The organism is Pseudomonas sp. NBRC 100443, from assembly GCF_030268185.1.
Taxonomy (GTDB): domain Bacteria; phylum Pseudomonadota; class Gammaproteobacteria; order Pseudomonadales; family Pseudomonadaceae; genus Pseudomonas; species Pseudomonas citronellolis.
This window is the reverse complement of the sequence record NZ_BSQE01000006.1, coordinates 183835-203126: the sequence shown is the minus strand read 5'-3', so window position 1 is coordinate 203126 and position 19292 is coordinate 183835. Positions and strand designations below refer to the sequence as shown.

General features: G+C 68.5%; 17 protein-coding genes. 13 read left to right on the top strand and 4 right to left on the bottom strand.

Features of this window, described 5'->3' with window-relative positions; all coding sequences use genetic code 11:
- Window positions 1-356: 356 nt before the first annotated feature.
- The 3 genes from hemN (at window position 357) to QSJ95_RS10230 (ending at window position 3280) form a co-directional block, all read left to right on the top strand.
- Window positions 357-1739 (top strand): oxygen-independent coproporphyrinogen III oxidase, encoded by a 1383-nt coding sequence (gene hemN / locus QSJ95_RS10240; protein ID WP_009622829.1) that lies wholly within the window; start codon window positions 357-359, stop codon window positions 1737-1739.
- A 158-nt stretch (window positions 1740-1897) separates the two neighbouring features.
- Window positions 1898-2632, top strand: a complete 735-nt coding sequence (gene anr / locus QSJ95_RS10235; protein WP_009622830.1) for a transcriptional regulator Anr — start codon at window positions 1898-1900, stop codon at window positions 2630-2632.
- 99 nt (window positions 2633-2731) lie between these two features.
- Window positions 2732-3280, top strand: coding sequence for an adenine phosphoribosyltransferase (locus QSJ95_RS10230; RefSeq protein WP_009622831.1), 549 nt, complete (start codon window positions 2732-2734; stop codon window positions 3278-3280).
- 299 nt (window positions 3281-3579) lie between these two features.
- Here QSJ95_RS10230 and QSJ95_RS10225 read toward each other — a convergent pair whose 3' ends face one another.
- A complete protein-coding gene (locus QSJ95_RS10225; RefSeq protein WP_009622833.1) occupies window positions 3580-4041 on the bottom strand; it encodes an Lrp/AsnC family transcriptional regulator in 462 nt (153 codons plus the stop codon).
- Window positions 4042-4313: 272 nt separating this feature from the next.
- Here QSJ95_RS10225 and QSJ95_RS10220 point away from each other — a divergent pair, with 272 nt between their 5' ends.
- Genes QSJ95_RS10220 through lpdA form a run of 4 tightly spaced genes read left to right on the top strand, consistent with a single transcriptional unit; the run spans window position 4314 to window position 9279 of the window.
- Entirely contained in the window at window positions 4314-5546 is a 1233-nt protein-coding gene (locus QSJ95_RS10220) for a 3-methyl-2-oxobutanoate dehydrogenase (2-methylpropanoyl-transferring) subunit alpha (RefSeq protein WP_285642131.1), read from the top strand.
- Window positions 5543-6595, top strand: a complete 1053-nt coding sequence (locus QSJ95_RS10215) for an alpha-ketoacid dehydrogenase subunit beta (RefSeq protein ID WP_043313243.1) — start codon at window positions 5543-5545, stop codon at window positions 6593-6595. The genes QSJ95_RS10220 and QSJ95_RS10215 overlap by 4 nt, the downstream gene beginning before the upstream one ends.
- Window positions 6596-7867 (top strand): dihydrolipoamide acetyltransferase family protein, encoded by a 1272-nt coding sequence (locus QSJ95_RS10210; protein ID WP_285642127.1) that lies wholly within the window; start codon window positions 6596-6598, stop codon window positions 7865-7867. It begins immediately after the preceding gene.
- Between the two features lie 5 nt (window positions 7868-7872).
- Window positions 7873-9279 (top strand): dihydrolipoyl dehydrogenase, encoded by a 1407-nt coding sequence (lpdA, locus tag QSJ95_RS10205; RefSeq protein ID WP_285642125.1) that lies wholly within the window; start codon window positions 7873-7875, stop codon window positions 9277-9279.
- Between the two features lie 113 nt (window positions 9280-9392).
- Here lpdA and QSJ95_RS10200 read toward each other — a convergent pair whose 3' ends face one another.
- Window positions 9393-9713 carry a LasR-specific antiactivator QslA gene (locus tag QSJ95_RS10200; protein WP_285642123.1) on the bottom strand — a complete coding sequence of 107 codons (321 nt, stop codon included), beginning with the start codon at window positions 9711-9713 and terminating at the stop codon, window positions 9393-9395.
- 760 nt (window positions 9714-10473) lie between these two features.
- On the opposite strand from QSJ95_RS10200, the gene QSJ95_RS10195 reads away from it, so the two are divergent.
- The 4 genes from QSJ95_RS10195 to QSJ95_RS10180 all read left to right on the top strand — a co-directional run bounded on the left by QSJ95_RS10195 (window position 10474) and on the right by QSJ95_RS10180 (window position 14539).
- The gene (locus tag QSJ95_RS10195; protein ID WP_285642122.1) at window positions 10474-12243 is read left to right on the top strand and encodes an FAD-dependent oxidoreductase; all 1770 of its coding nucleotides are present in this window, start codon (window positions 10474-10476) and stop codon (window positions 12241-12243) included.
- Window positions 12210-13049 carry an aldo/keto reductase gene (locus QSJ95_RS10190; protein ID WP_285642121.1) on the top strand — a complete coding sequence of 280 codons (840 nt, stop codon included), beginning with the start codon at window positions 12210-12212 and terminating at the stop codon, window positions 13047-13049. Before QSJ95_RS10195 ends, QSJ95_RS10190 begins: the two co-directional genes overlap by 34 nt.
- A 193-nt stretch (window positions 13050-13242) precedes the next feature.
- Window positions 13243-13683, top strand: a complete 441-nt coding sequence (aroQ, locus tag QSJ95_RS10185; protein WP_285642120.1) for a type II 3-dehydroquinate dehydratase — start codon at window positions 13243-13245, stop codon at window positions 13681-13683.
- 4 nt (window positions 13684-13687) lie between these two features.
- A complete protein-coding gene (locus QSJ95_RS10180) occupies window positions 13688-14539 on the top strand; it encodes a shikimate dehydrogenase (protein WP_285642119.1) in 852 nt (283 codons plus the stop codon).
- A gap of 459 nt (window positions 14540-14998) precedes the next feature.
- Here the strand turns inward: QSJ95_RS10180 and QSJ95_RS10175 are convergent, their stop codons facing one another.
- Both QSJ95_RS10175 and QSJ95_RS10170 read right to left on the bottom strand, forming a co-directional pair.
- Complete coding sequence (locus QSJ95_RS10175; protein ID WP_285642117.1) at window positions 14999-15742, bottom strand: sulfite exporter TauE/SafE family protein; 744 nt, start codon at window positions 15740-15742, stop codon at window positions 14999-15001.
- Between the two features lie 83 nt (window positions 15743-15825).
- Window positions 15826-16596: an IclR family transcriptional regulator domain-containing protein gene (locus QSJ95_RS10170; protein WP_285642115.1), complete on the bottom strand. Its 771-nt coding sequence runs from the start codon at window positions 16594-16596 to the stop codon at window positions 15826-15828.
- 151 nt (window positions 16597-16747) lie between these two features.
- Between QSJ95_RS10170 and QSJ95_RS10165 the strand changes: the two genes are divergently transcribed.
- Together QSJ95_RS10165 and QSJ95_RS10160 are read left to right on the top strand one after the other, a co-directional pair.
- On the top strand, window positions 16748-17563 hold the full coding sequence (locus QSJ95_RS10165; protein ID WP_267852905.1) for a shikimate dehydrogenase family protein: 816 nt from the start codon (window positions 16748-16750) through the stop codon (window positions 17561-17563).
- Window positions 17560-19290 carry an FAD-dependent oxidoreductase gene (locus tag QSJ95_RS10160; protein ID WP_285642112.1) on the top strand — a complete coding sequence of 577 codons (1731 nt, stop codon included), beginning with the start codon at window positions 17560-17562 and terminating at the stop codon, window positions 19288-19290. Before QSJ95_RS10165 ends, QSJ95_RS10160 begins: the two co-directional genes overlap by 4 nt.
- Window positions 19291-19292 lie beyond the last annotated feature (2 nt).

The following is a 19292-nucleotide window of genomic DNA, read 5'->3' as shown; positions in this document are numbered from 1 at the left end:
CCTGGCCTGAAGAGCGCCCTCTCCCTAACCCTCTCCCTGAAGGGAGAGGGGACCGTTGGGCAGGGTTTGATGTTATGGCGTTAGCCGGCTAGTGCAGTGGCTGCCGGCGGAAACCATCACCTTTCTCGGCACAGACTGGCCCCCTCGCCCTTCAGGGCGGGGCGCGCAGCCGAGGGCTGGGGAGAGGGTTACGGACTCCACCCCAACTCCAAAGCCAACCCCAACCCCGACACCACCGCCCACCAGCCCCCCCTCCAACGAGGTACCCCCTGCGACCGCTTGATGCAGGTCAAGAGGCTTTTCCCACAGTCTCCCTAGACTGCGCCGAAAAGCTCGCCTGATTCGGGGACTGCGGCATGCTCGACGATATCCGCTGGGACACAGATCTGATCCGTCGCTACGATCTGTCCGGCCCGCGCTATACCTCCTATCCCACCGCCGTGCAGTTCCACGAAGGCGTGGGCCCCTTCGACATGCTGCATGCCCTGCGCAACAGCCAGAAGGCCGACCGGCCGCTGTCGCTCTACGTGCACATCCCGTTCTGCGCCAACATCTGCTACTACTGCGCCTGCAATAAGGTCATCACCAAGGACCGCGGGCGCAGCGCGCCCTACCTCGCCCGGCTGATCCACGAAATCGAGATCGTCAGCCGCCACCTGGGCAAGGACCAGTGCGTGGAACAGCTGCACTTCGGCGGCGGCACCCCCACCTTCCTCAGCCCCGGGCAACTGCGCGAACTCATGGGCCAGCTGCGCGAGCACCTGAACCTGGTGGAAGACGACTCCGGCGACTACGGCATCGAGATCGACCCGCGCGAGGCCGACTGGTCGACCATGGGCCTGCTCCGCGAACTGGGCTTCAACCGCGTCAGCGTCGGCGTGCAGGACTTCGACCTGGAAGTGCAGCAGGCGGTGAACCGCATGCAGAGCTTCGACGAGACCCGCGCCATCATGGACGCGGCCCGCACCCTGCAATACCGCTCGATCAACATCGACCTGATCTACGGCCTGCCCAAGCAGAACCCCGACAGCTTCGCCCGCACCGTCGAGCAGGTCATCGGCCTGCAGCCCAACCGCCTCTCGGTGTTCAACTACGCGCACCTGCCCGAACGCTTCATGCCGCAGCGGCGCATCAACGCCCAGGACCTGCCCTCCCCCGCGCAGAAGCTGGAAATGCTCCAGCGCACCATCGAGCAGCTCAGCGCCGCCGGCTACCGCTACATCGGCATGGACCACTTCGCCCTGCCCGACGACGAACTGGCCAGCGCCCAGGAGGACGGCACCCTGCAACGCAACTTCCAGGGCTACACCACCCACGGCCATTGCGACCTGGTGGGCCTGGGCGTTTCGGCGATCAGCCAGATCGGCGACCTCTACTGCCAGAACAGCACCGACATCAACGACTACCAGAACAGCCTGGACAACGGCCAGCTGGCCACCCGCCGCGGCCTCTACTGCAACGCCGACGACCGCGTGCGCCGCGCGGTGATCCAGCAACTGATCTGCCACTTCCAGCTGGACTTCGAAAGCATCGAGGAACGCTTCAACATCGAATTCCACGGCTACTTCGCCGACATCTGGGACGAGCTGGAGCGCTTCGCCAAGGACGGCCTGATCGAGCTGAGCCCGCGCGGCATCGACGTCACCGCCGCCGGCCGGCTGCTGGTGCGCAGCCTGTGCATGCTCTTCGACCACTACCTGCCGCACCAGAACCTGCAACGGTTCTCGCGGGTGATCTGAAGGAATTTGCTTAGAGAGTAAGTACGAATCTGACCTTTTTTACATAAGGTTTCGGAATAAACGCCGGAATGTTCCGAAATCCACCCGGCAAGCTGGCAGCCGAACCCTTGGGTGCGTTACCCTTGCGTTTCTTGTGCCTTTCCACCCAAGGATCAACCATGGCCGAAACCATCAAGGTGCGCGCCTTGCCGCAAGCGCATTGCAAGGATTGCAGCCTGGCGCCGCTGTGCCTGCCCCTGTCGCTGAACAACGACGACATGGACGCCCTCGACGAAATCGTCAAGCGCGGCCGGCCACTGAAGAAGGGCGAGTTCCTGTTTCGCCAGGGCGACGCCTTCGGTTCCGTGTTCGCGGTGCGTTCCGGCGCGCTGAAGACCTTCAGCATCACCGACGGCGGTGAAGAGCAGATCACCGGCTTCCACCTGCCCAGCGAACTGGTCGGCCTGTCCGGCATGGACACCGAAGCCTACCCGGTGTCGGCCCAGGCCCTGGAGACCACCTCGGTCTGCGAGATTCCCTTCGAGCGCCTGGACGAGCTGTCCGAGCAACTGCCGCAGCTGCGCCGCCAGCTGATGCGGGTGATGAGCCGCGAAATCCGCGACGACCAGCAGATGATGATGCTGCTATCGAAGAAGACCGCCGACGAGCGCATCGCTACCTTCCTGGTCAACCTCTCGGCGCGCTTCCGCGCCCGCGGCTTCTCCGCCCAGCAGTTCCGCCTGGCGATGTCGCGCAACGAGATCGGCAACTACCTGGGCCTGGCGGTGGAAACCGTGTCGCGGGTGTTCACCCGCTTCCAGCAGAACGGCCTGATCGCCGCCGAAGGCAAGGAAGTGCGCATCCTCGACTCCATCGAGCTGTGCGCCCTGGCCGGCGGCCAGATGGAAAGCTGAAGGCGCGACCTTCCGGTCATCGCGCAAAACGGGCTCGCCTTGTGGCGGGCCCGTTATACTTGGGGGCTTCGAAAAGCCGTCACCAGGTACCCTGCCAGCATGATCCTCAACCAGCTCGACCTGAAATCCATGATCCGCGCGGTCCCCGACTTCCCCAAGGCGGGCGTGGTGTTCCGTGACATCACCCCGCTGTTCCAGTCGCCGCGCGCGCTGCGCTTCGTCGCCGACAGCTTCATCCAGCGCTACGTCGAAGCGGATTTCAGCCACATCGGCGCCATGGACGCGCGTGGCTTCCTGATCGGCTCGATCATCGCCTACGAACTGAACAAGCCGCTGGTGCTGTTCCGCAAGCAGGGCAAGCTGCCCGCCGACGTGCTGGCCCAGGCCTACCAGACCGAGTACGGCGAAGCCCTGCTGGAAGTGCACGCCGACAGCCTGTGCGAAGGCGACAGCGTGCTGATCTTCGACGACCTGATCGCCACCGGCGGCACCCTGCTGGCCGCCGCGCAACTGGTCCGGCGCATGGGCGCCAGGGTCCTGGAAGCCGCCGCCATCATCGACCTGCCGGAACTCGGCGGCTCGGCCAAGCTGGCCGACGCCGGCATCCCCACCTACAGCCTCACCGCCTTCGCCCTCGACGAGCAGTGAGGGCGCTCCCCGCCGTCGGCGCGCGTCATACCGATCCCGTAGGAGCGGACCTTGTCCGCGATAACCGGAACCACCGGCGCGCTTCGCGGATGAGATCCGCTCCTACGCGACCCCACCCACGCCATTCCCCTGCGTGAATCGCGGGCAGGGCCCGCTACAGGTTGCCGGGAAGCACGGCGCTTTCCCGTAGGATGGGTTGAGCGAAGCGATACCCATCAGCGCCACCGCATGGGTTTCGCAAGCTCAACCCATCCTGCGAAAGCGCCTCGGCGCAGCCGGCAAGTCAGTTGCCCGCCCCCTCAAAGCGGCGGCGCCGAGCGCTTGAGCACCGACTTCAAGGCGAACGCCGACTTGATCCCGGCCACCCCGGGAATCTGCGTCAGGGTGGTGGTGAGGAAGGCCTGGTAGGCCGCCAGGTCCTTGACCACCACGCGCAGCATGTAGTCCGCGTCGCCGGTCATCTGGAAGCAGCTCATCACCTGCGGCGCCTGGACGATGCTTTCCTCGAACCGCGCCAGGTAGTCGCCGGTCTGTTTTTCCAGGGTGACCGAAACGAACACGCTCATGGCCCCGGACAGGCGCTCCTCGTCGAGCTGGGCGAAGTAGCCCTGGATGTACCGCTCTTCCTCCAGGCGCCGCACCCGGCGCAGCGTCGGCGTCAGCGACAGGCCGATCTTCTGCGCCAGGTCGCGCCAGCTCAGGCGGCCGTCGTCGGCCAGGGCGCGGAGGATCTTGAGGTCGGTGCGGTCGATGTCGGCCATGGCGCTCACTTCTATGGAAGAGGTTTTTTGTAGTTCAAAGACACTAAATCTTCTGTCCAAAGCTAGTCAAATTGGAGCAAAAAACCAGCCGGTCACACCTATACTGAAATCACAAGAACAACGAACGAGGACCTCACCATGAGTGATGTCAGCACCCGCCGCGCTACCGCGCGCGGCACCCGCACCGTCGCCCAACCAGGCCAGTCGCACCCGCCCGGTCCGGCGTCTTCCGTCTGCTGATCCCCACCCCCGATCACAACTGGAGACCCACCATGACCGACTACGCTCCCCTCCGCCTGCACGTCCCCGAACCCACCGGGCGCCCGGGCTGCAAGACCGACTTCTCCTACCTGCACCTGTCCCCCGCCGGGGAAGTGCGCAAGCCCGACGTCGACGTCGAGCCGGCACAGACCGCCGACCTCGCCTACAGCCTCGTGCGCGTGCTCGACGACCAGGGCAGCGCCCTCGGCCCCTGGGACCCGCAGCTCAGCCACGAACAGCTGCTGCGCGGCCTGCGCCTGATGCTCAAGACGCGCATCTTCGACGCCCGCATGCTCACCGCGCAGCGGCAGAAGAAAATGTCCTTCTACATGCAGTGCCTGGGCGAGGAAGCCATCGCCACCGCCCACACCATGGCCCTGCAGGGCGGCGACATGTGCTTCCCCACCTACCGCCAGCAGGGCATCCTGATCACCCGCGACTACCCGCTCAAGGACATGATCTGCCAGTTGCTCTCCAACGAGCAGGACCCGCTCAAGGGCCGCCAGCTGCCGATCATGTACTCCAGCCGCAGCCACGGCTTCTTCTCCATCTCCGGCAACCTCGCCACCCAGTTCATCCAGGCGGTGGGCTGGGGCATGGCCTCGGCGATCAAGGGCGATACCAGGATCGCCTCGGCCTGGATCGGCGACGGCGCCACCGCCGAGTCGGACTTCCACACCGCGCTGACCTTCGCCCACGTCTACCGCGCGCCGGTGATCCTCAACGTGGTCAACAACCAGTGGGCGATCTCCACCTTCCAGGCCATCGCCGGCGGTGAAGGCACCACCTTCGCCAACCGCGGCGTGGGCTGCGGCATCGCCTCGCTGCGGGTGGACGGCAACGACTTCCTCGCGGTGTACGCCGCCTCGCAGTGGGCCGCCGAACGCGCCCGCCGCGGCCATGGGCCGAGCCTGATCGAGTGGGTCACCTACCGCGCCGGCCCGCACTCCACCTCGGACGACCCATCCAAGTACCGCCCGGCCGACGACTGGACCAACTTCCCCCTCGGCGACCCCATCGCCCGCCTGAAGCAGCATGTGCTGGCCCTGGGCATCTGGAGCGAGGAACAGCACGAGGCGCTGCACAAGGAACTGGAAGCCGAAGTGATGGCCGCGCAGAAAGAGGCCGAACGCCACGGCTCGCTGGTGGACGGCCACGTCTTCAGCGCCGCCAGCCTGTTCGACGACGTCTACAAGGACCTGCCGGAACACCTGCGCCGGCAGCGCCAGGAGCTCGGGGTATGAATGCCATGAATCCGCAACACGAGAACGCCCAGGCGCTCACCAGCATGAGCATGATCCAGGCGCTGCGCTCGGCGATGGACGTGATGCTCGAACGCGACGACGACGTGGTGGTGTTCGGCCAGGACGTGGGCTACTTCGGCGGCGTGTTCCGCTGCACCGAAGGCCTGCAGAAGAAGTACGGCACCTCGCGGGTGTTCGACGCGCCGATCTCCGAGAGCGGCATCGTCGGCGCCGCGGTGGGCATGTGCGCCTATGGTCTGCGCCCGGTGGTGGAAATCCAGTTCGCCGACTACGTCTACCCGGCCACCGACCAGTTGGTGTCCGAGGCGGCGCGCATCCGCTACCGCTCGGTGGGCGACTTCGTCGTGCCCATGGTGGTGCGCATGCCCTGCGGCGGCGGCATCTACGGCGGGCAGACGCACAGCCAGAGCCCGGAGGCCATGTTCACCCAGGTCTGCGGCCTGCGCACGGTGATGCCGTCCAACCCCTACGACGCCAAGGGTCTGCTGATCGCCTGCATCGAGAACGACGACCCGGTGATCTTCCTCGAACCCAAGCGCCTGTACAACGGCCCCTTCGACGGCCACCACGAGCGCCCGGTGACGCCCTGGTCCAAGCACCCGCAGAGCCAGGTGCCCGAAGGCTACTACCGGGTGCCGCTGGACAAGGCGGCCATCGCCCGCCCGGGCAGCGAGCTGACCGTGCTCACCTACGGCACCACCGTCTACGTGGCGCAGACCGCCGCCGAGGAGACCGGCATCGACGCCGAGATCATCGACCTGCGCAGCCTCTGGCCGCTGGACCTGGACACCATAGTCGAGTCGGTGAAGAAGACCGGCCGCTGCGTCATCGTCCACGAGGCCACCCGCACCTGCGGCTACGGCGCCGAGCTGATGTCGCTGGTGCAGGAAAACTGCTTCCACCACCTGGAAGCCCCCATCGCCCGCGTGACCGGCTGGGACACCCCCTACCCGCACGCCCAGGAATGGGACTACTTCCCCGGCCCGGCCCGCGTCGGCGCCGCCTTCAAGCGTGCCATGGAGGTCTGAATGGGCATTCACGTGATCAAGATGCCTGACATCGGGGAAGGCATCGCCGAAGTGGAACTGGTGGAATGGCACATCAAGGTCGGCGACGAGGTCCATGAGGACCAGGTGCTGGCCGAAGTGATGACCGACAAGGCCACCGTGGAAATCCCCTCGCCGGTTTCCGGCAGGATTCTCGCCCTGGGCGGCGAGCCCGGCCAGGTGATGGCCGTGGGCGGCGAGCTGGTGCGCCTGGAAGTGGAAGGCGCCGGCAACCACCGCGAAGCCGCGGCCAAGCCCCATGAAAGCGCGCCCGCCGCAGAAGCCGAAGCGAAAGCCCAGCCGACCAAGGAAGCCCCGCGCGCCGAAGCCAAACCGGCCCCCGCGCCACGTCCGGCAGCCGCCGCGCCGGCCCCGCGCCGCGCCCCCGGCGAGAAGCCGCTGGCCTCCCCGGCGGTGCGCCAGCGCGCCCGCGACCTGGGCGTGGAACTGCAATTCGTGCAGGGCTCCGGCCCCGCCGGGCGCATCCTCCACGACGACCTCGACCAGTACCTGGCCCACGGCGGCGCGGTGGTCGCCTCCGGCTACGCCGCGCGCCACGACGAGCAGCAGATCCAGGTCATCGGCCTGCGCCGCAAGATCGCCCAGAAGATGGCCGAGGCCAAGCGGCGCATCCCGCACTTCAGCTACGTCGAGGAAATCGACGTCACCGACCTCGAAGCCCTGCGCCAGCACCTCAACGCCAGGTACGGCGCCAGCCGCGGCAAGCTCACCCTGCTGCCCTTCATCGCCCGCGCGATGGTGGTGGCCCTGCGCGAGTTCCCGCAGCTCAACGCCCGCTATGACGACGAGGCCGAAGTCATCACCCGCTACGGCGCGGTGCACCTGGGCGTAGCCACCCAGAGCGACAGCGGCCTGATGGTGCCGGTGCTGCGCAACGCCGAATCCCGCGACCTGTGGGGCAACGCCGCGGAAGTGGCGCGCCTGGCCGAGGCCGCGCGCCACGGCAAGGCCAGCCGCGAGGAACTCTCCGGCTCGACCATCACCCTCAGCAGCCTGGGCGCGCTGGGCGGCATCGTCAGCACGCCGGTGATCAACCATCCGGAAGTGGCCATCGTCGGCGTCAACCGCATGGTCGAGCGGCCCATGGTGGTCAACGGCCAGATCGTGGTGCGCAAGATGATGAACCTGTCCTCGTCCTTCGATCACCGGGTGGTCGACGGCATGGACGCGGCGGCCTTCATCCAGGCCGTGCGCGCCCTGCTCGAACACCCCGCCACCCTGTTCCTGGAGTGACCGCCGTGAAGCAGAACCAGACACTGGAAACCACCCTGCTGATCATCGGCGGCGGCCCCGGCGGCTACGTCGCCGCCATCCGCGCCGGGCAACTGGGCATCCGCACCCTGCTGGTGGAAGGCGCGGCCCTGGGCGGCACCTGCCTGAACATCGGCTGCATCCCCTCCAAGGCGCTGATCCACGCCGCCGAGGAATACCTCAAGGCCCGCGAGTTCGCCGGCAAGTCCGCACTGGGCATCAGCGTGCAGGCGCCGAGCATCGACATCCAGCGCACCGTGGAATGGAAGGACGGCATCGTCGACCGCCTGACCACCGGCGTCGCCGCGCTGCTGAAAAAGCACGGCGTGGGCGTGGTGCACGGCTGGGCGCAGGTCGTCGACGGCAAGACCGTCGAAGTCGCCCTGGCCGACGGCGGCACCCAGCGCATCCACACCGAGCACCTGCTGCTGGCGGCCGGTTCGCGCTCGGTGGAACTGCCCTTCCTGCCGCTCGGCGGCAAGGTCATCTCCTCCACCGAAGCCCTGGCGCCCAAGGCCCTGCCCAAGCGCCTGGCGGTGATCGGCGGCGGCTACATCGGCCTGGAGCTGGGCACCGCCTACCGCAAGCTGGGCGTGGAAGTGACGGTGGTGGAAGCGCAGCCGCGCATCCTGCCGAGCTACGACGAAGAACTGACCAAACCGGTGGCGGCGGCCCTGCGCAAGCTCGGCGTGGAACTCTACCTGGGCCACAGCGTGGTGGGCCTGGAGCCCGACGGCAAGGGCCTGCGCCTGCGCGACGGCCAGGGCCAGCAACGGGTGATCGAGACCGACCAGGTGCTGGTCGCCGTCGGCCGCCGGCCCAACACCGAAGGCTGGAACCTGGAGAGCCTGCACCTGGACATGGACGGCCGCGCGGTGAAGATCGACGAGCAGTGCCGCACCTCGATGCGCAACGTCTGGGCCATCGGCGACATCGCCGGCGAACCCATGCTGGCGCACCGCGCCATGGCCCAGGGCGAGATGGTCGCCGAACTCATCGCCGGCAAGCGCCGCGCCTTCACCCCCGCAGCGATCCCGGCGGTGTGCTTCACCGACCCGGAAGTGGTGGTGGTCGGCCTCACCCCGGACCAGGCCCGCGCCGGCGGACACGAAGTGCTGACAGCGAACTTCCCCTTCGCCGCCAACGGCCGCGCCATGACCCTGGAAGCCCACGACGGCTTCGTCCGCGTGGTGGCCCGCGCGGACAACCACCTCATCCTGGGCTGGCAGGCGGTGGGCAAGGCGGTATCGGAACTCTCCACGGCCTTCGTCCAGTCCATCGAAATGGGCGCACGCCTGGAAGACATAGCCGGCACCATCCACGCCCACCCGACCCTCGGCGAAGCGGTACAGGAAACCGCCCTGCGCGCCCTGGGGCACGCGCTGCATATCTGAGCCCTCTGCGATACCCGCCGATGGGTATCGCTGCGCTCAACCCATCCTACGTCGCACACACCTGGCACCCGTAGGATGGGTTGAGCCTGCGAAACCCATCAACGCCCACGCTGCTAGCTGCCCGCCTCCTGCGCCAACAAACGCTGCTGCAAGCGCGCCAGGAAAGCCACCTCGTACGCCGTGCGTTGCCCCTCCGGAACCTGCCCCTCGCGACCGACCAACAGGACCGCCCAGAGGCTGGCCGGCTCCTTTTCCATCAGCCAGCGCTCGGCACGTCGCTGCCCGGCATCGATGGCGGCCTGGCAGTCCTGCAGCCAGAACAATTCCAACGCCGGCTGGCCGTCAGCGGCGGGGATGTGGGTGGTGAAGAGTTTTTCAGTCGGGTGGTGCGCGCGGGTAAAAGCGGGTGAATGCATTTTCTTGTGCTCCTGCATCGGATGGGAGCCACCTTCCAGCCTTCTCACGGGCAAGGGAGGCGGACCGTGCGAGGGTGAGAATCCGGTAATGCAGGCTACCGGCCGGGCATGAACCCGCCTCGCACGGCCGCCATAGAAATGCGTACCGCAGGCACAAAAAAAGCGCCTGCTGTACAGCCATGGCGCCACCGCGCCTGCATGCGTTCCACCGGGTTCTCACGCCCGATCACGACAATCGCCGTGACGGACGAACCCTAGCGAGCCCCACTCAGGCGCAACAAGGCGAAGTATCGCAGGCTCACGCGTGAGCTTTCCCAATTTTCAGGGAAGGCCGGAAATATCTGTAGGAGTGAGCTTGCTCGCGAACAATGGCGTCAGGTTTGACTCTGGAGCTGGGTTGGCGTCCGTAACCCTCTCCCCAGCCCTCTCCCTGAAGGGAGAGGGAGCTTGTCCGTGCCGAGAGAAGGCATGGCATTAGCCTGAGACTTTTGGCGTTGCCGGCTAACGCCCGTACATCCGCATCTGCCCAACGGTCCCCTCTCCCTTCAGGGAGAGGGTTAGGGAGAGGGGCGAGGCCCAGCCCACCACCAAGCCTTGCATGGAAATGATCAGCCCAGCACCCCGATGAATGATGGGTATCGCTTCGCTCAACCCATCCTACGTCCGCTCCCCGGCCGATTATCGACCAGTAGTTGCGCCCGGCAGCTTGCCTTCTCTCCGCCCCAAACAAGATTATGGAACCAAGTTCCAAAAACAATTCCCGCGGAGTCCCCTGCCCATGTCCCCTGCCCCGAACCTGCCGCCCACCGACTGCGACCTGCTGGTGGTCGGCTCCGGCGCCGCCGGCCTGGCCGCCGCCGTCACCGCCGCCTGGCACGGCCAGAAGGTCATCCTGGTGGAGAAGGACGCGGTGTTCGGCGGCGCCACCGCCTGGTCCGGCGGCTGGGCCTGGGTGCCGCGCAACCCGCTGGCGCGCCGCGCCGGCATCGAGGAAGACATCGAGCAGCCGCGCACCTACCTGCGCAACGAGCTGGGCGACTACTACGACGCCGCGCGGGTTGATGCCTTCCTCGAAGCCGCGCCGCACATGGTGGCCTTCTTCGAGCAGCACACCCGCCTGCAGTTCGCCGACGGCAACGGCATCCCCGACATGCATGGCGACACCCCCGGCGCCGCCAGCGGCGGCCACCAGGTGATAGCCGCGCCCTACGATGCCCGCGAGGTCGGCGACCTGCTGCCGCGCCTGCGCAGGACGATGCGCGAGACCTCCTTCCTCGGCATGCCGATCATGGCCGGCGCCGACCTGGCCGCCTTCCTCAACATGACCCGCTCACCGCGCGCATTCATCCACGTGGCCAAGCGCGTGCTCACCCACTTCTACCACCTGGCCCGCTACGGCCGCGCCATGCACCTGGTCAACGGCGTGGCGCTGGTGGCGCGGTTGGCCAAGTCGGCGCAAGACCTGGGCGTGCGCCTGATGGAGTCCTGCCCGGCGCAGCGCCTGCGGCTGGAGGATGGTGCCGTGCGCGGAGCCGTGGTGAAGACGCCGCGCGGCGAACTGGAAATCCGCGCCAAGGCCGTGGTCCTCGCCGCCGGCGGCTTCCCCAACGACCCCGAGCGCCGCCGCCAGCTGTTCCCCCGCGACGCCAGCGGCCACGACAACCTCGCCCTGCCGCCGACCTCCTGCTCCGGCGACGGCCTGCGCCTGGGCGAAGCCGCCGGCGGCAGCGTCGAGACGAACCTGCGCTCCCCCGTGGCCTGGGCCCCGGTGTCGAAGGTCACGCACCGCGACGGCAGCGTCGGCCACTTCCCGCACATCATCGAGCGCGGCAAGCCCGGCATCATCGGCGTGCTGGCCAACGGCAAGCGCTTCGTCAACGAGGCCCACGGCTACTACGACTACGTCAGCGCGATGCTCGCCGCCCTGCCCGAGGACCAGGAACCCTGCTCCTGGCTGGTCTGCGACCAGCGCTTCCTGCGCCGCTACGGCCTGGGCTACGTGCGCCCGGCGCCGCTGCCCATCGGCGCGCACCTGCGCAGCGGCTACCTCAAGCGCGGCGCCAGCATCGAGCAACTGGCGCAGCTCTGCGGCATCGACCCGCAGGGCCTGGCGCAGACCGTCAGCGACTTCAACCGCCACGCCCGCAACGGCGAGGACCCGGCCTTCGGCCGCGGCAGCACCGCCTTCAACCGCAAGCAGGGCGATGCGGCCAACCCCGGCCCCAACCCCTGCGTCGCGCCCATCGAGCACGGCCCGTTCTATGCGGTCAAAGTGCAGCCGGGCTGCTTCGGCACCTTCGCCGGGCTGAAGACCGACGGCCAGGCCCGCGTGCTCGGCGCCGACGGCCAGCCGATCCCCGGCCTGTACGCCGCCGGCACCGACATGGCCAGCGTGTTCGGCGGCCACTACCCCTCCGGCGGCATCAACCTCGGCCCGGCGCTGACCTTCGGCTACGTCGCCGGCCGCCACGCCGCCGGCGCACACGACTACGAACCCCAAGCAGGAGCCACCCCATGCAAGCACGCATCCGCAACCGCCACGGCCTGAACATGCCCAAGCTCGGCCTGGGCACCTGGCCGCTGACCGGCGCCGAGTGCACCGGCGCCGTGCGCCAGGCCCTGGAGCTGGGCTACCGGCACATCGATACCGCCGCCGGCTACCACAACGAAGACGCCGTCGGCCAGGCGCTGGCCGACAGCCCGGTGGCCCGCGAGGACGTCCACGTCACCAGCAAGGTCTGGTGGGACCGCCTGGCCCCGGCCGACCTCGCCCAGTCCCTGGACGACAGCCTGCGCGCGCTGCGCAGCGACTACCTGGACCTGTTCATGATCCACTGGCCGGGCAAGAACGGCAGCCTGGTCGGCGATGACCTGAAGCGCAGCATCGAGGCCTTGGTGGCCGCCCTCGACAATGGCAAGGCACGCGCCATCGGTGTAGCCAACTTCCCCCTGGCGCTGCTGCGCGAGACCGTGGAAACCCTGGGCGCCCCGCTGGCGGCCATCCAGGTCGAATACCACCTGATGCTGAACCAGCAACCGCTGCTGGACTACGCCCGCGCCCACGACATGGCCCTCACCGCCTACACCCCGCTGGGCCGCGGGCGCATGCTGGAGGAACCGGCAATCCAGGCCATCGCCCAGCGCCACGGCGTGCTGCCCAGCCAGGTGGCCCTGGCCTGGCTGCTGGAGCAGGACGGCGTGGCCGCCATCCCCAAGGCCGCCAGCCTGGCCAACCAGCGCTCCAACCTCGCCGCCCTCGACCTGCGCCTGGACGACGAGGACCGCGCGCAGATCGCCGCCCTGCCGAAGAACGTCCGCCTGGTCAGCCCGGAATTCGCCCCGAAGTGGGGCTGACCGTCCGCTGATCGCACACTTCCTCGCTCCCCTCCTTCCGCCCGGCCCGGCCAGAAACCGCGCCGGGCCTTGCCGCGCCTAGCTTGCAGTGCTTTCACCCAGAGCCCGGCGAGCCAATTGACGAAAGTAACCATTTGGTACATTTTCTGATGACCGCACTCCAGCGGCGACAAGACCTACAAGAGACACCCGCATGCCCCTCCCGATCCTGATCCTCAACGGCCCCAACCTGAACCTGCTCGGCACCCGCGAACCGGCCACCTACGGCCACGAGACGCTGGCCGACGTCGAAGCGCTGTGCCAGGCGCGCGCCGACGAACTGGGCCTGCAGGTGGCATTCAAGCAGACCAACCACGAGGGCCAGCTGATCGACTGGATCCACGAGGCCCGCGGCCGTTGCGCCGGCATCGTGATCAACCCGGCGGCCTGGACGCACACCTCGGTGGCCATCCGCGACGCCCTGGCGGCGGTGGAGCTGCCGGTGATCGAGGTGCACCTGTCCAACGTGCACAAGCGCGAGGAGTTCCGTCACCACTCCTTCGTCTCGGGCATCGCCGTGGGCGTGCTGGCCGGCTTCGGCAGCAACGGCTACCGCCTGGCCCTCGACCACTTCGCCAACCTGCTGCGGGGCTGATGCCATGAGCCAGAAGACCGCCATCCTCGCCGGCCTGATCGGCGCCGGCATCCAGGCCTCGCGCACCCCTGCCCTGCACGAGCACGAAGGCGACGCCCAGGGCCTGCGCTACCTGTACCGGCTGATCGACCTGGACCAGCTGAAGCTGAACCTCGACGCCCTGCCCGAACTGCTCGACGGCGCCCAGCGCCTGGGCTTCACCGGGCTGAACATCACCTTCCCGTGCAAGCAGGCGATCATCCCGCTGCTCGATGAACTCTCCGAGGAAGCACGCGGCATAGGCGCGGTGAACACGGTGGTGCTGAAGGACGGCAAGCGCGTCGGCCACAACACCGATTGCCTGGGCTTTGCCGAAGGCTTCCGCCGCGGCCTGGCCGACGTGAAGCGCAACCGCGTGGTGCAGTTGGGCGCCGGCGGCGCGGGTGCGGCGGTGGCCCACGCGCTGCTCAGCGAAGGCGTGGAGCAACTGAGCGTCTACGAAGTGGACGCGGCCCGCGCCGAGGCCCTGGTGAACAACCTCAACCAGCATTTCGGCCATGGCCGGGCGCTGCTCTGCACCGACCTGCCGGCCGCCATGGCGGTGGCCGACGGCCTGGTCAACACCACCCCGGTGGGCATGGCCAAGCTGCCCGGCACGCCGCTGCCGGTGGACCTGCTGCGCGCCGAACTGTGGGTGGCGGAGATCATCTACTTCCCGCTGGAAACCGAACTGCTGCGCCACGCCCGCAGCCTCGGCTGCCGCACGCTGGACGGCGGCACCATGGCGGTGTTCCAGGCGGTGAAGGCCTTCGAGCTGTTCAGCGGCCGAGCGGCCGATGCGCAGCGGATGCAAGCCCACTTCCGCAGCCTGGATTGAGCGTAGGGCGTATAACCGTTCGCGGTTATACGCCGATACACCGGTCCCCTGCCCGGCTGCGAGATTCTGCTGGACGCCTCATCGGCCACCAAAGCGGAGCCCTGCTCTACAACCAGCGGGCGTTCGGCCAGGGTCAGGCGGCGGATAACGCGGAGCGTTATTCGCCCTACGCTCCTTGGGTCCATGGTGTTTGCGTTGAAGAGCGCCCTCTCCCTAACCCTCTCCCTGAAGGGAGAGGGGACCGTTCGGAGTGCGCGGGTGTTTCTGTGTTAGCCGGCTTGTACCGAGTGACCGGCTGACACCAAATCCATTCTCGGCACGGACAAGCTCCCTCTCCCTTCAGGGAGAGGGCTGGGGAGAGGGTTGCGGACTCCACCCCAGCTCCGGAGTCAAACCTGGCGCCATTGTTCGCGAGCAAGAACTAGGCGTCCCCCTCGCTCCTACGAAAAGCCCTGCCCCCTATCCCCGCCAATTCTCCCAAACCAACTGCACCCCGGTCGCCAGCAACCCCAGCCGCGCAATGCGGTAGAACCACACATGGTTGACCTTGTCCTGCAGCCAGATCCCCAGCCACACACCCAGCACCACGATGGGCGCCAGCAGCAGGCTGGTCCCCAGGTTGCTCCAGGTGAACTGGCCGAGCAGCGCGTAGGGCACCAGCTTGATGGCGTTGGTCAGCAGGAAGAAGCAGTTCACCGTGGCGATGTAGCGCACCTTCTCCAGTTGCTGCGGCAGCAGGTACATCATCACCGGCGGGCCGCCGGCGTGGGCGACGAAGCTGGTGAAGCCGGCGATGCCCGAGAGCACCACGCCCTTGCCCGCCGCCGCCGGTTTCGGCTGGGCCGCGGCGCGGGCCACCAGGGTGTTGAGCAGCACGAAGGCGATGGCGATGCCGCCGATCAGCAGGGCGATGAAGCGCTCGCTGAGCAGGCCGAAGCTCAGCGCGCCCGCCGCCACGCCCAGCAGCGCGCCGGGCAGCATGATCTTCAGGTTGCGCAGGTCCCACTTGCCGTAGAAGCGCCGCAGGCCGGTGAAATCGGCCATGCAGAGGATCGGCAGCATCAGCGCGGCGGCCTGGGTCGGCGGCATGGCCAAGGCCATCAGCGGCACGGCGATGCCGCCCAGGGCGCCGCCGAAGCCGCCCTTGGAGACGCCGGTGAGCAGCACGGCGGGGATCGCCACCAGGAGGAATTCGAGGGTCATCACGCAACTCGTCGGCACACGGAGCCGCCGATTATGCCGCGTCGATGCGCCTGCGCCAGGCCCCGCGGGCGATCAGCGCCCGCTCAGTCCACCACCGGGCGCAGCAACGCCTGGGCCTCGTACAGCGCCGGCAGGTAGCGCAGGCGCATCTCGTCCAGGCCCAGGCGCGAGGCGTGGGTGGTGATGGCCAGGCTCGCGCGCATGCGCCCGCTGCGGTCCAGCAGCGGCACGCCGATCACGCGCATGCCGATCTCGTACTCCTGGTCCACTACGCAGTAGCCCTGCTGGGCGACCTTGGCGATCTCGGCGCGCAAGGCGTCCATGTCCGTCAGCGTGTAGGGCGTCAGCGCCCGTGGCGGATTGCGTTCGAAATAGGCCGCCAGCTCCGCCTCGCCCAGCGCCGCCAGCCACAGGCGGCCGCTGGCGGTGCAGTACATGGGCACCCGCGAGCCAGGGCGGATCGACAGCGAGGCAATGTGGCTGTAGCGGCTGCGCACCACGTGGACGATCTCGTCGCCGTCGCGGGTGCCCACCGAGACGTGCTCCTGGGTCTGCCGCGCCACCTGCTCGACGATCGGCCGCAGCATGCGCGGCAGTTGCGCCGAATCCACGTAGGCCTGGCCGATGCGCAGCGCCTTGGGCGTCAGCCAGTAGTGGCGGCTGTCGGTCTCGGCGAAGCCTTCGTGCACCAGAGTCAGCAGGAAGCGCCGCGCGGCGCTGGGGGTGAGGCCGGACAGCCGCGCCGCCTCGGGCACGCTCAGGCGCGGCCGGTCAGCGCTGAACAGTTGCATCAGCGCCAGGCCCTTCTGCAGGCCGGCGATCAGGTCGCGGGGGTGGATGCTGGGGGTTTCCAAGGCACGGGCTCCGGGTAATTCGGCCGAATATTGCGATTATCGCATTATCACTGCGAATACCGCACTAAAGCGCCGTCAATCGCATTGAGCGCAACAGCCCGCCGCCGCATCCTGGCCAGCAGAACAACGCCAAGAACCCCTGGAGGTCAGCATGATTCGCGGTTCCACCGAACTGGTCGCCATCGTCGGCACACCCATCGCGCAGGTGAAGTCGCCGGAGAACTTCAACACCTGGTTCGCCCACAACGGCCACGACCTGGCGATGATCGCCATCGACCTGGGCGCCGACGCCCTCGATGCCTTCGTCGCCACCCTGCGCGGCTGGCACAACCTGCGCGGCTGCGTGGTCACCGTGCCCTACAAGCAGGCCCTGGCGCCGCGCTTGGACGGCCTGAGCGCCCGCGCCGAGGCGCTGGGCTCGGTCAACGTGATCCGCCGCGAGGCCGACGGCCGCCTGCTGGGCGACAACGTCGACGGCGCCGGCTTCCTCAACGCCGCCCGGCGCCATGGCCTGCAGCCGGCCGGCAAGCGCGCGCTGGTGGTCGGCTCCGGCGGCGTCGGCAGCGCCATCGCCTATGCGCTGTGCGAAGCCGGCATCGGCGAGCTGCGCCTGCGCGACCTCGACCAGGTGTGCGCCGCCGCCCTGGTCGAGCGCCTGGGTGCCCTCTTCCCCCAGGTACGCATCGGCGTGGGCTGCGACGACCTGGCCGGCCTCGACCTGCTGGTCAACGCCTCGCCAGTGGGCATGGGCGGCACCGGCGAGCTGCCGCTGCCAGGCATGCTGCTCGATGGCCTGCAGGCACACACCCTGGTGGCCGACGTGGTCACCAAGCCGGAGATCACTCCGCTGCTGGAGCGCGCCCGCGAGGCGGGCTGCCGCATCCAGACCGGCGCCGAAATGGCCTTCGCGCAGCTGGGCAACCTGGGCGCCTTCATGGGCGTCACGCCGCTGGAGATCCAGCCATGACCAGCCTCAACGCCCCGGCCTGGAGCCGCGAGTGCGATGTGCTGGTGCTGGGCAGCGGCGCCGCCGGTTTCGCCGCCGCGGCCACTGCCGCCTGCCAGGGCCTGCGCGTGCTGATGCTGGAGAAGGCCGATAGCTTCGGCGGCACCTCGGCCATCTCCGGCGGCGCGGTGTGGATCTACGGCACCGACCAGGCCCGCGCCGCCGGGGCGAAGGACTCCGAAGAAGCCATGCGCACCTACCTGCGGCGCACCATCGGCCCGGGCTACAAGCCCGAGCTGGTGGACAGCTTCATCCGCAACGGGCACCGGGCCCTGCGCTGGCTGGAGGCCAACACCGAGCTGCGCTACGCCCTGCGTCCGCACTCGCCGGACTACTACCCCGACGAGGAAGGCGGTACCGAATTCGGCCGCGCCCTGGAGATGGTCGAGTACGACGGCCGCCACCTCGGCGAGCGCTTCCGCGACCTGCGCATGCCGCCGCCGGGCATGCTGCTGTTCGGCGGCATGATGGTGAACCGCGTGGACATCCAGCATTTCCTCAGCTTCCGCCGTTCGCCCAAGTCGTTGTGGCACTGCCTGAAGCTGCTGGCGCGCTACGGCGTCGACCGCCTCAGCCACCACCGCGGCACGCGCCTGACCACCGGCAACGCCCTGATCGCGCGCCTGGCCACCACGGCCTTCGCCAAGGGCGTGGAGCTGTGGCTGAACAGCGAGGCGCAGCAGTTGCTGGTCGAGAATGACGCAGTGGTCGGCGCGCAGGTGCTGCACGAAGGCCGCATCGAGCGCATCCGCGTGCATGGCGGCGTGGTCTGCGCCATGGGCGGTTTCGCCGCCGGCAAGCTGGCCGAGCGCTTCCGCCCGGCGAGCGACGGCGAGCACCTGAGCATGTCGCCGGAACACAACGACGGCGCCGCCCTGCGCCTGGGCGAGGCCATCGGCGCGGCAGCCGGCGAGGGCCTGGCGGCGAACTTCTTCTGGGCGCCGGTCTCCGAGCTGCGCCACGCCGACGGTAGCCGCGAGCGCTTCCCGCACCTTGTCACCGACCGCGCCAAGCCCGGGGTGATCGCGGTGAACCGCAGCGGCCGGCGCTTCGTCAACGAGTCCAACTCCTACCATCACTTCGTGCAGAGCATGTTCGCCAGCGGCAACACCGAGTGCTGGCTGATCTGCGACGCCAGCGCCATGAACCGCTACGGCCTGGGCCTGGCGCGACCGAAGCCGGTCGACAACAGCGCGCTGGTGCAAGCCGGCTACCTGTACCAGGCCGATTCGCCGGAGGCCCTGGCCCGCGCCATCGGCATCGACGCCGAGGGCCTGCGGCAGACGCTGGCGCGCTTCAACGCCAGCGCGCGCAACGGCGTCGACGCGGACTTCGCCAAGGGCGGCAACAGCTACAACCGCTACATGGGCGACCCGGACCACCGCCCCAACCCCTGCCTGGCGCCGCTGGAGAAGGCGCCCTACTACGCCATCCGCCTGCACACCGGCGACCTCGGCTCGGCCCGCGGCCTGGTCACCGACGGCCAGGCCCGCGTGCTCGGCCGCGACGGCCAGCCGATCCCCGGCCTCTACGCCGCCGGCAACGACATGAACTCGCTGATGGACGGCACCTACCCCGGCCCCGGCATCACCCTCGGCCCCGGCCTGACCTTCGCCTGGCTGGCGGCCAACCACATAGCCGCGCGCCTCGCCGCGCCGGCCTCGCAACAAGCAACCCTGGAGCACTGACG